Below are 15,644 nucleotides of genomic sequence, written 5' to 3' on the forward strand. Positions count from 1 at the left end.
CTGATATACGATCACTATTGATCAACTTCTTCTCAATCCGGTCGCATTGTCACGATGCGGCTCACGTGTACTGGGGGAATACGTGTCCAACGTGCGCAAGCGAAGGGGCCGGAGAGCCCTGACCCTGCTGGCCGCCGGTGCCGTCGCGGTCCTCGGCCTCCAAGCCGGTCCGCTCGCCTCCGAGGCGGCCGCGGCCACCCCGGACGCCAGCCGGTTCCACGGGGTCAACTGGGCGGACCCGCGCGACAACTACGCCGACGACGCGGTCGTGCCGACCGGGCTGTCGACCGAGGACGACTACCTGACGACGTACGCCAAGTCGGCCGCCGTGGTGGGGCAGTTCCAGAGCGGGTTCGGCGCCGACACCGTCCGGCTGCCGGTCAACCCGGCCTCGGTGAACGGCCCGTGGTGGGACTCCTACCGCGGCGCGATCGACGCCGCCGTGGGCCGGGGCGTCAAGGTCGTGCTCGGCTACTGGGAGGGACCGGGCGCCGCCAAGAACGGCCGGATCGACGACAGGGCCGCCTACGACGCCATGTGGCGGACGGTCGTCGACCAGTACGGCGACACCGGCCGGGTCTACTTCGAGCCGATGAACGAGCCGTTCGGCTACGCGGCGACCGAGTGGGCCGACATCGCGGCCGGCTGGCTCTCCGCCTACGGGGCCGTCGTCCCGCGGGAGCGGGTCCTCGTCGGTGGCGTCGGCTACAGCGACGACGTCCGGCCCGTGTGTGCCGACCCGCGCCTGGCCGGCACCCACCTGTCCCTGCACCAGTACGGCTTCTGGCACCAGGACTGGACCGATCCCGCCCGCTGGGCCGCCGACCTGCGCACCAGGGTGGGGAACTGCGCGTCGCGCACCGTCCTCACCGAGTTCGGGACCGAGCTGACCAGCGGCCTCGACTACAACGGTCCGGTCAACGGGCGCTGGGAGGTCGCCACCCTGAAGGGCCAGACCGACACCGTGCGCGAACTGGGCATCGGCTCGGTCTACTGGCCCGGTCTGCGGGCCGGCGACGCGTACAGCCTCACCGAGCTCCAGGGCACCGGCACGGACCTGACCCTGCGCACCACCAACACCTCGGCCGCCGACCGGCTCGCCTGGGCCTGGTGGGGCACCGGCCGTCCGGCCACCACCGCGGGCCCGCTGCGCGGCGTGGGCTCCGGCCACTGCCTGGACGTCCCCGGGGCCTCGCACGAGCCGGGCACCAAGATGATCATCTGGTACTGCAACGGCAACGAGAACCAGCGGTGGACGTACACCGCCCAGAAGGAGCTCCGGGTCTACGGGGACATGTGCCTGGACGTCGACCACGGCGGCACCGCGGGCGGCACCCCGCTGATCCTGTGGCCCTGCAACGGCGGCACCAACCAGAAGTGGAACCTCGACGCCGGCGGCTCGATCACCGCGCAGGACTCCGGCCTGGCCCTCGACGTCGGCGGCGCCTACACGGCCCCGGGCAGCAACGTCGGCCTCTGGTACGGCAACGGCGGCACCAACCAGAGGTGGCAGCGCCTCTGACGGGGGGACGCATCCCGTCCCGCCCGTGACGTCCGCCCTCCTGGGCGGAAAGGGACGGCCCCGCACCGGGAATCCGGTGCGGGGCCGTCCCTTTCCCGGCCGTCGCGGGGCGGGCGCTCAGTGCGCGAACTCGGGCCGCTCCTTGGGATCGAGCCCCTTCAGGAGGTTGCGGCGCAGCCACCTGCTCAGGGGTTTCTCCGCCCAGCGGTAGACGGCGTAGGAGAGCAACAGCATGGTGGCCGTCGTCACGGCCACGGTGCCCCAGAAACCGAGCGCCGGCACGTGCCGGGTCAGCCCCTTCGCCAGGGGGATCCCGAGACTCAGGTGCACCAGGTAGAAGGGGTACGTCAGCGCGCCGGCGGTGACGAGCCAGCTCCACCGGATCCTCCGGAGCGGGCCGAGGGAGGCCAGCATCAGGACCGCGAGGAACGCGGTGACGAGGACCGCGCACAGGGTCCAGGAGACCGTCCGGTCCGTGTTGGACGTGGCCAGGTGCCAGTTCACCCGGATCTGCAGCACGCTGAGCTGGTAGCCCCAGGCCATGGCGAGCAGGAACCACAGCATCAGGTTCTGGCCGAAGCGGCACATGAGGTACACCGTGATGCCCGCGATGAAGTAGCCCGCGTAAGGGCTGAGGACGAACTGGTCGAGCAGCTTGTTCTCGGTGGAGCGGGTGACGAACGCCGCGACCAGCCAGAGCGTGCAGAAGCCCATCATGCGCTGATAGGTGGTGCCGAACTTCAGGACCACGGCCATCAGCAGGTAGAACCTGGCCTCGACGTCCAGCGTCCAGGCCACCCCGTCGAGGAGGTCGACCTTGAGCGGTCCGGGAAACATCGTCAGGTTGGAGACGATCACCCGGGGGTGGATGGCCGACCAGACGTCGCCGGTCTGCATCGCGCTGATCGCCACGCGCGCGACGATCAGCGCGATGACGAACCAGTAGGCGGGGAAGAGCCGCGAGATCCGGGAGACCGCGAACTGGCCGGGGGTGCGGCCCCAGGCGCTCATGCAGATGACGAATCCGCTGATGAGGAAGAACATCTCGACGCCGAGCCAGCCGTACATGGAGGCGCGGTGGACGAGAGGGGCGAAGACCTTGGGTGATTCACCCCAGATGGCCGGGTTCGTCGTGCCCAGGAAATGGAACGCGGCGACGAAGAGGCAGGCCGCCAGGCGCATTCCGTCCACGAGAGCCAGGCGAGGGGGTTGCGGCCTGCCGGTGGCGGGAGTGATCGGGGACGCGCCTGGGCCGGTGGCCGGCGGGGGTCCGGGCTTCACGGCCGGTGCCGTGTCCGCCGCGTAGTCGATGGTCATGGGCCCCTCAGGCGTCGGGCGGTCAGAACCGGCCGCCCCTTCCGTCGGCACGCGAACGGGCGCCCCGGCGAGGACTCGCGGACCGGAGGCGTGGACGGGTGCGGATGGAGGCCTGACTCCTGACAGGATCGGCTGGCCGTGAAGCGCGTATCCGGAACACCGGGTTCGAACGGGATTCCGAAATTCGCGCGGCGTGTACTTTTCCTTCCTTTGAAGTCCCTGTCAAACACGCCTTCTTCCCGGAACGGTCCGGCCGGCCCGCGCAATGCCGGAAACGAGCGGAAATGTCGCCGCGTGGCGTTCCGCCCCGGTGACAGGGGCATTCATCGTCGCGCCCACGCCGGGCCTCCTGGTGGTCACCCGGCCTCACTAGCGTCCGCCACGGCCCCATCCGAAGGCTCGAAGGCGAACCGTGGGGCGTCGAGTGGAGGTCGGTCGTGGCATCGGAGCTGTCCCCGGAGATATCGCGCAGAAGGCTGCTCGCACTCGGCGGAGGCGCGCTCGGCGCCGCCGCCGCGGGGTCCCTGCTCCCGCCGTCACTGCAGGCGGCCATGGCGGCCGAGCCGCCGGCCGGCGGGATGGCGGCGGTGCGGCACGTGGTGATCCTCATGCAGGAGAACCGGTCCTTCGACCACTACTTCGGCACCCTGCGCGGCGTCCGGGGCTTCGGCGACCGCAACGCCGTCGAGCTGCCCACCGGGCGCCCGGTGTTCGAGCAGCCCGGTCCGCCGGGCCGGACCGTGCTGCCCTTCCCGGTGCGCGGCGCCGCCGCGGCCCAGGCGAAGGACCTCCAGTACATCGGCGACCTCGACCACTCCTGGAGCGGCGGAGCCAGGGCCTGGCGCGACGGCTGGATGGACGGCTGGGTCTCCGCCAAGACCGCCGCCACCATGGCGTACTACGACCGCCGCGACATCCCCCTGCACTACGAGCTCGCCGACACGTTCACGGTCTGCGACGCCTACCACGCGTCCGTCCACACCTCCACCAGCCCCAACCGCAACCACCTGTGGTCCGGCTGGACGGGATACGAGGCGGACGGCAGCCGCGCCGTCACCAACGCCGCCTACGCCGAGGACAGGCATCCCGGCTACGGCTGGCCCACCTACGCCGAACGCCTGGAGGCCGCCGGGCGGAGCTGGAAGACGTACACCGAGTGGGAGAACTTCACCGACAACAACATCGAGTTCTTCACCACCTTCAAGCGGATCGCCCGCAAGGCGCTCGCCCCGACCGGCGGGCACACCTTCATGGAGTCGTTCTACGCCGCCGTCCGCGAGACCGGCGACGCAGCCGCACGGGCGCGCCTCCTCGGCCTCCTGGAGGAGGGGGTGGCCACCCTCACCGACGCCGAGCGCTCCCTCTTCGAGCGCGGGCTGCGCCGGGTCGAGAGCGGCACCCTCGCCGACGCCTTCCGCGCCGACGTCGCCGCCGGCACCCTCCCCGAGGTCTCGTACCTGGTGCCCTCCGCCGTCGACTCCGAGCACCCCGGCGCCTCCTCGCCGGTCGCGTCCGCGAGCCTCGTCTACCGGGTGCTCGACGCCCTCGGCTCGCATCCCGAGGTGTGGCGGCACACCGTCGTCCTGATCAACTACGACGAGAACGACGGCTTCTTCGACCACGTCCCGCCGCCGGTCCCGCCCGCCGACGACACCGACGAGCGCTGGAAGGGCCTGCCCACCGGACTCGGCATCCGCGTCCCGCTGCTCGTGATCTCCCCCTGGTCGGTCGGCGGCTACGTCTGCTCCGAGACCTTCGACCACACCTCCGTGATCCGTTTCCTGGAGAAGCTGACCGGGGTGGCGGAGCCCAACATCACGCCCTGGCGCCGGACCGTCACCGGCGACCTCACCTCCGCCTTCGACTTCAGGCGGACCCGCGGGCTGCCGCCCGTCGAGCAGCCCGGCCCGGTCCCGCCGTTCACCGGCCGCTGGCGGCCGCAGCCCCCGGCCGTCCAGTCGATGCCCGCGCAGGAACCCGGCACCCGCCCCGCCCGCCCGCTGCCGTACCAGCCGGACGCCTTCGCTCGGGTCGCGGACGGTCGGGCGACCGTCACGCTCGGCAACACCGGCAAGGCCGCCGTGCACTTCGCCCTCTACCCCTACGCGGGCGAGTTCGACGTCCCGCAGCACACCGACGTCAGGGGCACGGCCACCTGGGCGGTCCCCCTTCCGCGTGATCGTTACCGCTTCACGATCACCGGGCCCAACGGCTTCCGCCGCGAGTTCGCGGGCCCCTCGGCCGGCGGCGCCGAGCTCGTCTCGCGCATCGACCACCACGACCGTGACCTCCACCTCACCGTCCGCAACGACTCCGCTGCGGCCGTCACCTTCACCGTCCGGCCGCTCGGATACGTGGATCCCGACGACCTCGCCGACTGGACCCGCGAGGTGACCGTGAAGCCCGGCCGGTCCCGCACGGTCGTGCACTCCGCCGCCGACGCCCACGGCTGGTACGACGTCGAGGTGACCGGCCCCGAGGGCTTCCGGCGCCGCCTCATGGGGCACGTCGAGAACGGGCGCCCGAGCGTGTCCGGCTGAGGCCCCGCAGCTCAGGGCGCTGCGCCGGGCCGCACGCGCGGGGGTTCGGGGCCGCGGTCCCGAACCCCCGCCACGCCCTGTGAGGATCGCCACGAAAGGGGCAAAGGATCACGTTTGGCTGCAACAGTGGGCGGCGGAGCACCGACCATCCGAGGAGCACGTCCTTTGGCAGCCATCGCACGATGGTGCATCAAGCACCGCCTCGCCACCGTCCTGCTCTGGCTCCTCGCGCTCGGCGGAGCCGTCACCGGGGCGGCCGTCGCGGGGAACGCGTACTCGAACGACTACGACGTGCCCGGCACCGAGTCGGGCCGCGCCGTCGCCCTCCTCGACAAGGGCTTCCACGGCGCCGGCGGCGACACCGACACCATCGTCTGGCACACCGACCGCGGCAGCGTCACGGCTCCCGACGTCGAGCAGCGCATGTCCGCGATGCTCAAGAAGGTCGAGCGGCTTCCGGGCGTCGCCGGCGTCGCCTCCCCGTACGGATCCGTACCGGGGCAGATCAGCGAGGACGGGCACACCGCCTACGCGTCCGTCGTCTTCGACGCCAAGGCCTCCGACATCCCGGAGGCCCAGGCCGAGGCCCTCGTCGACACCGCCAGGGCCGCCGCCACCCCGGGCGTCCAGGTCGAGCTCGGCGGCGAGGCCGTCGGCTCCACCGAGGCCCCCAGCGCCCACATCGCCGAGATCGTCGGCGTGGCCGTCGCCGCCCTCGTCCTCTTCCTCGCGTTCGGCTCCCTCGCCGCCTCCGTGCTCCCCATCGCGACCGCCCTGGTCAGCGTGGGCATCGCGTACTCCGGCATCGCCCTGCTCGGGCACGTCATGACCGTCGCCGACTTCGCCCCCATGCTCGGCATGCTGGTCGGCCTCGGCGTCGGCATCGACTACGCGCTGTTCATCGTGACCCGGCACCGCAAGGGCCTCAAACGGGGCCTGCCCGTGGCCGAGGCCGCGCGGATCGCGGTCGCCACCACGGGCCGGGCCGTCGTCTTCGCCGGCGCCACCGTCTGCATCGCCCTGCTCGGCATGCTGATCCTGCGGCTCAGCTTCCTCAACGGCGTCGCCATCGCCGCCTGTCTGACCGTCGTCCTCACCGTCGCGGCCTCCGTCACCCTGCTCCCCGCGCTGCTGTCCTTCATCGGCATGCGCGCCCTCAGCCGCAAGGAACGCCGCCGGCTCACCGAGCACGGCCCCGAGCCCGAGCTGCCCACCACCTTCTCCGCCCGCTGGTCCCGCTTCGTCGAGCGCCACCCCAAGCTCCTCGGCGCCGTCGCCGCCGTCGTCATGGCGGTCCTGGCGCTGCCCACCTTCTCGCTCCACCTCGGCAGCTCCGACCAGGGCAACAACCCGGCCACCGCCACCACGCGCAAGGCCTACGACATGATCGCCGAGGGCTTCGGCCCGGGCACCAACGGGCCGCTCACCCTCGTCGCCCAGCTCGACGGCGCCGACGACCGGGTCGCCCTCGACGCCCTGCCGGCCCGGCTGGCGCACACCCAGGGCGTCGCGTCCGTCTCCCCGGTCACGTACAACCACGGCGCCGACACCGCCGTCCTCACCGTCGTCCCCGAGTCCTCGCCCCAGTCCGAGGCCACCAGCCGGCTCGTCGACCGGCTCCGCGACGACGTCCTGCCGGCGGCCGAGGACGGCACCTCGCTCCAGGTCCACGTCGGCGGCGTCACCGCCTCCTACGACGACTTCGCCGAGATCATCGTCGGCAAGCTGCCGCTCTTCGTGGGGGTCGTGATCGCGCTGGGCTGCGTCCTGCTGCTGCTCGCGTTCCGCTCCATCGGCATCCCGCTCAAGGCCGCGCTCATGAACATCGCCGCCGTCGCGAGCGCCTTCGGAGTCGTCGTCGCGGTCTTCCAGTGGGGCTGGGGGAGCGAGCTGCTCGGCCTCGGCAGCGCCGGACCCATCGAACCCTTCCTGCCCGTGATCATGGTCTCGGTGCTCTTCGGGCTCTCCATGGACTACCAGGTCTTCCTGGTCAGCCGGATGTACGAGGAATGGCTGGAGACCGGCGACAACCGGCGTGCCGTCCGCGTCGGCCTCGCCGAGACCAGCCGGGTGATCAACTCGGCCGCGGTCATCATGATCTCCGTCTTCCTCGCCTTCGTCCTGTCCGGCGACCGACGCGTCGCGATGTTCGGCATCGGACTCGCCGCCGCCGTCGCCCTGGACGCCTTCGTGCTGCGCACCCTCCTCGTCCCCGCCCTCATGCACATGCTGGGCGGCGCGAACTGGTGGCTCCCGCGCTGGCTCGACCGGCGGCTGCCGCGGATCAGCATCGAACCGCCCGAGTGCCGGGTCGCCGCCGACGCCCGCGCCGCCGACGCCCACGTCGCCGACGCCCGCGCGAAGATCCCCGTACAGCGGGTGACCGTGGACGAGGCGGGGGAGCCCGAGGGAGCACGGTGACGGCCGTACGGCCCACCCGGCGCCGGCCGCGGCGGCGCGCCCCCGCGGCCTCCTGAGGCGGCCGCGGCCCTCCCTAAGGAGCCCCCCGGGACGCCTAAGGCCCCCCGTACGCCGAACATGCGGCACTCTCCCCATGTGCCCGCACCCCCTGGGAGACGAAGGTAGAGGCATCGCAAGGAGCGATACCGAAACCGGAACCCCCAGGGAGAACACGATGTTCCAGTACGAGCTGCACCGCATCGAGCACGCCGAGCTGGTCCGCCAGGCCGCCGCCGCCCGCCTCGCCCGCGAGGCCGTCCGCGCGGCCAGGGCCCGCCGGTCGGCCAGGGGCCAGGATCCGGAGGGGCGGGTGAGCGCCCACCGGAACGACTTCACCCGGGCCGCGTGACCCCGGATGAGCACGTCCCGCGGGAACGGGGCGCTGCCGGGCATCCCCCGTAGGAGCGCGCCGGCGGACGCCTGTGCGATGCTCGGCGCCGTGGAGACCAGGTCAGTCAGCCCCGTCTTCGTCGGCCGCGCCGGCGAACTCACCGCCCTCACGGAGGCGCTCTCCCGCGCGACCGCGGGAGAGCCCCAGGCCCTCCTCGTCGGCGGCGAGGCCGGCGTCGGGAAGACCCGCCTCGTCGAGGAGTTCCTCGACGAGGCCTGCTCCCGGGGCGCCGTCGTCGCACTCGGCGGCTGCGTCGAGATCGGCGCCGACGGGCTGCCCTTCGCCCCCTTCTCCACGGCCCTGCGCGCCCTGCACCGCCGCCTCCCCGAGGAACTCGCCGCCGCGGCCGAAGGGCACGAGGGCGAGCTCGGCAGGCTGCTGCCCGAACTCGGCGACCCCACCGGTCACGACCCCGCCGCCGAGGACGCCACCGCCCGCCTCTTCGAGCTGACCGTACGGCTCCTGGAACGCGTCGCCGCCGAACGCACCGTCGTCCTCGTCCTGGAGGACCTGCACTGGGCCGACGCCTCCACCCGGCACCTGCTCGCCTACCTCTTCCGCACCCTCCACCGCGGCCGGATCGTGGTCGTCGCGACCTACCGCGCCGACGACATCCACCGCCGGCACCCGCTGCGCCCCCTGCTCGCCGAACTCGACCGGCTGCGCTCCGTCCGCCGCGTCGAACTCGCCCGCTTCACCCGCGCCGAGGTGCACCGCCAGCTCACCGGCATCCTCGCCGCCGAACCCGACCCGGGCCTCCTCGACGAGGTCTACGCACGCTCCGACGGCAACGCCTTCTTCGTCGAGGAACTCGTCGCCTCGCACGAGTCCGGCTGTCACGCCGGCTCCCTCAGCGCCTCCCTCCGCGACCTCCTGCTGGTCCGCGTGGAGGCCCTGCCCGAGGAGACCCAGCGGGTCGTCCGGATCGTCGCCGAAGGCGGCTCCACCGTCGAGTTCGACCTGCTCGCCGCCGTCGCCGGGCTCTCCGAGGACGCGCTCCTCGACGCGCTGCGCGCCGCCGTCGGCGCGAACATCCTGCTCGCCGCCCCCGACGGCGACGGCTACCGCTTCCGCCACTCCCTGGTCCGCGAGGCCGTCAGCGACGACCTGCTGCCCGGCGAGCGCTCCCGGCTCAACCGCCGCTACGCCGAGGCCCTGGAGAGCGCCCCCGGCCTGGTCCGAGCCGCCGAGCGCGCCAACCGGCTCGCCACGTACTGGTACCACGCCCACGACCCCGCCCGGGCCCTGCCCGCCGTCCTCCGCGCCTCCGTCGAGACCCGCAAGCGCTACGCCTACGCCGAACAGCTGCGGCTCCTGGAACGCGCCATGGAGCTGTGGGACGAGGTGCCCGACGAGGTCCGCGGCGCACTGCGCCCCATGGACTACGCCGAGGCCTACCCGGCCTGCGGCTGCGACCCCGAGACCACCCCGCTGCGCTTTCTCGACCTGCTCGCCGAGGCCGCCGTCGCCGCCCGGCTCAGCGGCGAACGCGAACGCGCCCTCACGATCGGGCGCACCGCGCTGCGGCTGCTCGGCACCGACGAGGAGAGCGACCCGCTGCGCGCCGCCTGGTTCTACGTCGAACGGGCCCGCATCCAGTCCCACCTGGGCCGCGGCGACGGCTGGGACGAGATCGCCCGCGCCCAGGAACTCGTCCGGGGACTGCCGCCGTCCGCCGTGCACGCCGTGGTCCTCGCCATCGCCGCCGGCTGGGGCATGCTCCGCAGCCCCGGCCCCGAGGCGCTCGCCGCCGCCGAACGGGCCGTCGAGTACGCCCGTCTGGTCAGGGCCGAGGCGACCGAGCTCACCGCCCGGCTGACCCTCGGCACCATCATGGTGGCCGCCGGCGACATCGAGCCCGGGCTCGCCGCGATGCACGAGGTCCGCGAACGGACCATGGCTCTCGGCCAGTTCCACGAGGCGTCCCGCGCCCACGTGAACATCTCCTCCTGTCTGGAAGGGCTCGGCCGCTCCCGGGAGGCCGTGGAGATCGCCGCCGCGGGCATCGAGATGTGCCGGGCCCGCGGCCTGGTCGACAGCGCGGGCTGGGTCCGCGCCAACCTCGCCGAGTCGCTCCACTCCCTCGGCGCCTGGGACCGGGTCCAGGAGGAGTGCGAACACCTCCTGCGCACCGGGGCCGCGGGCACCAAACCAGGCGGCACCGCGCTGCTGCTGCTCGCCCAGCTCGCCGCCGCCCGCGGCGAACCGGCCGTCGCCGCCGCCCGCCTCACCGAGGCCGCCAGGCGCTACGGCAGCCGCGACCCGATCCCCCAGTACACCCTGCCGACGGCCCACGTGACGGTCGTCGTGGCCGCCGCCGAAGGCCGCCTCGCCGACGTGCGGGCCGAACTCGCCACCGTGGCCGAGGCCGGCTTCCAGCCCGGCACCCACCGCTACGGCTGGCCGCTCGTCCTCGCCGCCGCCACCGCGGAGGCGGACGCCCGGGGGCTCCCGGCCGCCGCCGAGGGCCGCGCCGCCGCCCTCGACGTGATCCGCCGCTGCGTCCGGAGCCTGGCCACCCCGGCGCCCGTCTGGCGCGCCCACTCCCTGCAGGTGTCGGCCGAGCTGGCCCGCGCGGAGGGCCGGGACAGCGCCGCACGCAGGGCCGAGATCGTCGAGGCCTTCGGCGCGCTGGAGCGTCCCTACGAGCTGGCGAGGGCGCGGCACCGGCTCGCCGACGCCCTCCTCGCGGAGGGCGGCCGTCGCGAGGAGGCCGCCGAGCTGCTCCGCGCCGCCCAGGCCACCGTCGCGGGCCTGCGCGCCCAGCCGCTGCGCGAGGACGTGGAGCTCCTCGCGGCCCGCGCCCGCCTCGGCCCGCTCACCGCCGACCGGTCCGCCCCGGCGGCTTCGGAACCGGCCGACGAGGCCTCCGACGCCTTCGGTCTCACCCCGCGCGAGCAGGACGTGCTCCGGCTGGTCTCCGAGGGCCGCACCAACCGCCAGATCGCCGAGGAGCTGTTCATCTCACCGAAGACGGCGAGCGTCCACGTCTCGAACATCCTCGCCAAACTGGGCGTCTCCGGGCGCGGCGAGGCCGCCGCCCTGGCCCACCGCCTGCGCCTCCTGGAGCCGCAGCCCCAGTCCTAGTCCTGAACCCGGTCCTGGTGCCGTCCGGTCGCCTCCGCCGTCCCGGCCGCGGAACCGGCGGCGGGGGCGGCGCCGGGAAGGGGCACGTGAGCGGTGCCGGCTCCGGGGCCGGGCTCCGGCGTGGCGCCGGGCGCGGGCTCCGGCGTGACGTCGGGCGCGGGCGCGGCGCCGGGTATCCGGACCACGACCTTGCCCGAGGCCAGGTCTATCGGACCCTTGTGCGGGGCGCCGTCGCCCAGGTCCTCCCTGGTCAGGGCCAGCCGCTGCCGCTCGTCCTCGGAGTGCTTCCGGCCCGGTGCGAACAGCTCTTCCATCAGGTTGAACACTGCGGTCTCGCTTCCTACCGGACCTCCAGGCGGAGGATCCGGTCGTCACCGGGCCCGGGCGTGCCCCGGGTGTCGGTCTCGCTGGTCACCAGCCAGAGACGCGCGCCGCCCCCGGTCGCCAGGACCGTACGCAGCCGCCCGTACTCATCCTCGAGGAACGCCCGGGGCTCCCCGGAACGTTCCGCGCCGGAGAGAGGGATGCGCCACAGGCGCTCGCCGCGCAGCCCGGCCATCCAGATCGCGCCGTGCGCGTAGGCGATCCCGCTCGGCGAGGCCTGGCCGGTCGGCCACTGCGCCACCGGGTCCGTGAACCCCGCCCGGCCGGCCCGTCCCTCGACGACCGGCCAGCCGTAGTCGCGGCCGGGCTCGATCAGATTCAGCTCGTCCCAGGTGTTCTGCCCGAACTCCGACGCCCACAGCCGCCCGTCCGCGTCCCAGGCCAGTCCCTGCACGTTGCGGTGCCCGTACGAGTACACCACCGAGCCCGGGAAGGGATTGCCCGGCGCCGGGCGGCCCTCCGGCGTCATCCGCAGGATCTTCCCGCCCAGCGAGCCCCTGTCCTGGGCGAGCCCGGTCCGGCCCGTCTCGCCGGTCCCCGCGTACAGCATCCCGTCCGGCCCGAAGGCGATCCGCCCGCCGTTGTGGACCAGACCCTTGGGAAGGCCCGTCAGGACCGGCTCCGGCGCCCCGAGCCGGTCGCCCGCCCCGCCCCCGTACCGCATGCGCACGATCCGGTTGTCCGAGGCCGAGGTCAGATACGCGTACACCCGGCCGTCCCGCACCGCCAGGCCCAGCAACCCGCCCTCGCCGCCCGGCACCACCCCGGGCACCTCGCCGAGCGTGGTCCGGCGCCCGGTCCGCACGTCGACCCGGGTGATCGTCCGGTCGTCGCGCGAGGAGACGAGCAGGTCGCCGCCGGGCAGCTCGGCCAGGCCCCAGGGCGATCTCAGTCCCTCGGTCAGCGTCCCCGTCACCCGCACCCCGCCCGCGGCGGCGGACGGCGCCGCCGAGGAGCCGGACGGAGCGGACGGAGCCGACGACGGGGTGCCCGGGCGCCCCTCGTCCCCGTCCGACGGCGACGAGCACCCGGCGATCAGCAGCAGCACCGCGACGGCACCCGCCGCGCCCTGCCCCACGACTCGGCCTCGACCCATGATCCCGATCCCTTCCGGCGGCGATCCCTCCCTCTTGATACACCGCTCGCGCCGATCGGGTTCCCGGCCCCACGCCGGATCATGCGCTCAGTCCCAGGACCCCCGCGGCGCCGGCAGCGCCGCGATCTCCGCCAGGTCCGCCGCGTCGAGCACCAGCTCCGCCGCCCGCGCGTTCTCCACGGCCCACCGCTCCCGCTTGGCCCCCGGGACCGGGATCACGTGCGAGCCCCGGCCGAGCACCCACGCGAGCGCCACCTGCGCCGGCGTGACCCCCTCGCCGTGCCGGGCCGCGACCCGGCGCAGCCCCGCCACCAGCGGCTGGTTGGCCGCCATCATCTCGGCCGTGAACCGGGGATGCCGGGCCCGTGGGTCGTCCGCCTCGAAACCGCCGCCCGTCGTCAGCGTCCCGGTCAGATAGCCGCAGCCCAGCGGCATGGCGGCCAGGAAGCCCACCCCGCGCGCCGCGCACCAGGGCAGCAGCCGTACCAGCGCCTCCGGCGCCCACACCGACAGTTCGGCCTCGACCGCGCTCACCGGGAAGACCTGCTGGATCCGGTCCAGCTGCCGGATCGTTCCCTCGTAACCGCCGCCCGGCGCGCCCCGCCGGGCCGACCGCGCGCCCACGGCGCACAGCCCGAGCGCCCGCACCTTGCCGGCCTTCACCAGCTCGGCCATGGCGCCCCAGGTCTCCTCCACCGGCACCTCGGGGTCGGCCCGGTGCAGCTGGTACAGATCGATCACGTCCGTCTGCAGCCGGCGCAGCGAGGCGTCACAGGCCCTGCGAACGTACCCGGGCCGCCCGTTGGCCACGATGTGCTGGTCGCCCACGAGCAGTCCCACCTTCGTCGACACGAAGGCGTCCGCCCGGCGCTCCTTCAACACCCGCCCCAGCAGCAGCTCGTTGGTGAAGGGGCCGTACATGTCGGCCGTGTCGAGCAGGTTCGCCCCGACGTCCAGCGCCGCGTGCACCGTCCGCACCGAGCGGTCCCCGCGCCGCTGGGAGGCGCTGTACGCCCAGTTCATCGGCATGCATCCGAGGCCCACCGCACCCACACCGAGCGCCGCCGCCCCGATCGTCCTGCGCTCCACCTGCCGGTACCCCTCCCTGTGCCGCCCCCCAAAGTAACCAATGGCGCGCGCGATTCTTCGCATAGCCTCGCGCACATGACACTCGATGACACCGCCGCTGACGTGTGGCTTCCGATTCCGGCCGACGAGATCGACGGACTCCCCGCGCCGGGTGCGTCGGGCCTGAACTACCGCTTCTGGGACGGCGGGCCGGACTTCCCGGCCGATCCGGCGCACTGCGCCTTCTACGTGGTGCCGTACATGAAGGGCGAGCAGGTCGCGGTGCGCCCGCTGGCCGGGATGAGCTCGCTGCGGGCCGTGCAGACGCTCTCCGCCGGCATCGACCACGTCACCCCCGGGATCGACGCGCTGCGCCCCGGCGTGCGCCTGTGCAACGCCAAGGGCGTGCACGAGGCCAGCACCGCCGAGCTGACGCTCGCGCTGATCCTCGCCTCGCTGCGCGGCATCCCCGGTTTCGTCCGCGGCCAGGACGCGGAGGAGTGGCGGGCCGGCTTCTATCCGGCGCTCGCCGACAAGTCCGTCCTGATCGTCGGGTACGGGTCGATCGGCGCCGCCATCGAGGACCGGCTCGTTCCCTTCGAATGCGCGCGGGTCGTGCGCGTCGCGCGCTCCGCGCGTGCCACCGAGCGCGGTCCCGTCCACCCGTTGACCGAACTGCCCGCCCTGCTGCCCCGGGCCGACGTGGTCGTGCTGTCCACGCCGCTCACCCCCGAGAGCCGGCACCTGGCGGACGCCGGTTTCCTGGCCCGGATGAAGGACGGCGCCCTCCTCGTCAACGTGGCGCGCGGTCCCGTGGTGGACACGGCCGCGCTCCTGAAGGAGGTGGAGACCGGCCGGATCACGGCGGCACTCGATGTCACCGACCCGGAACCGCTGCCCGCCGGACACCCCCTGTGGCACGCTCCCGGTGTCCTGGTGAGCCCCCACGTGGGCGGCTCCACGTCGGCGTTCATGCCGCGCGCGAAGCGCCTGCTCGCGGCCCAGCTGACCCGGTTCGCGGCGGGGGAGCGGCTGGCGAACGTCGTCCTGACCACCTGAGCGGCAGCCCGGGCCCGCCGCCCGATCCGGCGCCCGGGTCGTGCGCGCCCCATGAGTGCGCCGGTCACGAGCCCCCAGCCCGTCACGCAGAGTACTGCGGCCCTGTCCCTGAGTGACGGTCCTGGTGTATGGTCCCGTGGCGGGGGACTGCGTCGAGAACGGGCAGACGCTGGGGAGCGAAGTGACGGGACATCAGATTCCGAGGGGGGCGACGGGTGACGCACGGCCGAGTGACCGACGATCCGACGCGGCGGCACCGCCGCCTGCCATCCCCTCGCGCCCCATGGCGGCGCTGCCGGACCAGGCGGTCCCGGACCGGCCCGCCCGCGCGGCCGGGCCGGGGACGACCGGCGCCGATCAGCTCCCGGGCGGCTCCGGGTGCCATGTCGCCGTGCCCCCGCCCCGCAGTGGCGCCGGCCCCGGCGAGGACGACGGCACGGTACGAGCCGCGGCGGTGCGGCCCCGTGCCGCCGACCGCCCGGGTGGAGCGCCGGGCGCCGGCCGGGGTGACCTCCCGGGCGACGGCCCGGACGCGACGCCCGGGGACGCCCCGGGCGACATCCCGGACGGCCCCCGGAACGGCACGGTGGGCGTTCCGGTCGTCGCCGCGGCCGACGCCCCTGCCGTCCCCGCGGCCGACGCCCCCGCCATCGCCTCCGCCGTCGCCGCGGCCGACGGCGCCTCCGCCGAGGGCGACGCGAGAGCCCCGGCCGGCGGGCG

10 protein-coding genes are annotated in these 15,644 nt (G+C 74.0%); 6 read left to right on the forward strand and 4 right to left on the reverse strand.

Annotated features, from left to right (window positions below; translation table 11 throughout):
• Positions 1 to 91 precede the first annotated feature (91 nt).
• Positions 92 to 1,522, forward strand: coding sequence for a lectin (locus tag ACGF1Z_RS24780; protein ID WP_393007474.1), 1,431 nt, complete (start codon positions 92 to 94; stop codon positions 1,520 to 1,522).
• Positions 1,523 to 1,639: 117 nt separating this feature from the next.
• On the opposite strand, the gene ACGF1Z_RS24785 is transcribed toward ACGF1Z_RS24780, so the two are convergent.
• Positions 1,640 to 2,704: an acyltransferase family protein gene (locus ACGF1Z_RS24785; protein WP_393007852.1), complete on the reverse strand. Its 1,065-nt coding sequence runs from the start codon at positions 2,702 to 2,704 to the stop codon at positions 1,640 to 1,642.
• Positions 2,705 to 3,288: 584 nt separating this feature from the next.
• Here ACGF1Z_RS24785 and ACGF1Z_RS24790 point away from each other — a divergent pair.
• The 4 genes from ACGF1Z_RS24790 to ACGF1Z_RS24805 all read left to right on the forward strand — a co-directional run bounded on the left by ACGF1Z_RS24790 (position 3,289) and on the right by ACGF1Z_RS24805 (position 11,317).
• Positions 3,289 to 5,379 carry a phosphocholine-specific phospholipase C gene (locus ACGF1Z_RS24790; RefSeq protein WP_393007854.1) on the forward strand — a complete coding sequence of 697 codons (2,091 nt, stop codon included), beginning with the start codon at positions 3,289 to 3,291 and terminating at the stop codon, positions 5,377 to 5,379.
• Positions 5,380 to 5,544: 165 nt separating this feature from the next.
• A complete protein-coding gene (locus ACGF1Z_RS24795) occupies positions 5,545 to 7,800 on the forward strand; it encodes an MMPL family transporter (RefSeq protein WP_393007476.1) in 2,256 nt (751 codons plus the stop codon).
• A gap of 214 nt (positions 7,801 to 8,014) precedes the next feature.
• Positions 8,015 to 8,188 carry a hypothetical protein gene (locus ACGF1Z_RS24800; RefSeq protein ID WP_393007478.1) on the forward strand — a complete coding sequence of 58 codons (174 nt, stop codon included), beginning with the start codon at positions 8,015 to 8,017 and terminating at the stop codon, positions 8,186 to 8,188.
• Between the two features lie 78 nt (positions 8,189 to 8,266).
• Positions 8,267 to 11,317 carry an AAA family ATPase gene (locus ACGF1Z_RS24805; RefSeq protein ID WP_393007856.1) on the forward strand — a complete coding sequence of 1,017 codons (3,051 nt, stop codon included), beginning with the start codon at positions 8,267 to 8,269 and terminating at the stop codon, positions 11,315 to 11,317.
• Here ACGF1Z_RS24805 and ACGF1Z_RS24810 read toward each other — a convergent pair.
• The 3 genes from ACGF1Z_RS24810 to ACGF1Z_RS24820 form a co-directional block, all read right to left on the reverse strand.
• Entirely contained in the window at positions 11,314 to 11,643 is a 330-nt protein-coding gene (locus ACGF1Z_RS24810; RefSeq protein ID WP_393007480.1) for a DUF6191 domain-containing protein, read from the reverse strand. The genes ACGF1Z_RS24805 and ACGF1Z_RS24810 overlap by 4 nt on opposite strands.
• A gap of 14 nt (positions 11,644 to 11,657) precedes the next feature.
• Complete coding sequence (locus ACGF1Z_RS24815; RefSeq protein ID WP_393007482.1) at positions 11,658 to 12,797, reverse strand: PQQ-dependent sugar dehydrogenase; 1,140 nt, start codon at positions 12,795 to 12,797, stop codon at positions 11,658 to 11,660.
• Between the two features lie 87 nt (positions 12,798 to 12,884).
• Positions 12,885 to 13,886: an aldo/keto reductase gene (locus ACGF1Z_RS24820; protein ID WP_393007484.1), complete on the reverse strand. Its 1,002-nt coding sequence runs from the start codon at positions 13,884 to 13,886 to the stop codon at positions 12,885 to 12,887.
• 75 nt (positions 13,887 to 13,961) lie between these two features.
• Here ACGF1Z_RS24820 and ACGF1Z_RS24825 point away from each other — a divergent pair, with 75 nt between their 5' ends.
• Positions 13,962 to 14,924: a 2-hydroxyacid dehydrogenase gene (locus tag ACGF1Z_RS24825; RefSeq protein ID WP_393007486.1), complete on the forward strand. Its 963-nt coding sequence runs from the start codon at positions 13,962 to 13,964 to the stop codon at positions 14,922 to 14,924.
• The last annotated feature ends 720 nt before the right edge of the window (positions 14,925 to 15,644 follow it).

The organism is Streptomyces sp. NPDC048018 (assembly GCF_043202995.1).
Lineage (GTDB): Bacteria > Actinomycetota > Actinomycetes > Streptomycetales > Streptomycetaceae > Streptomyces.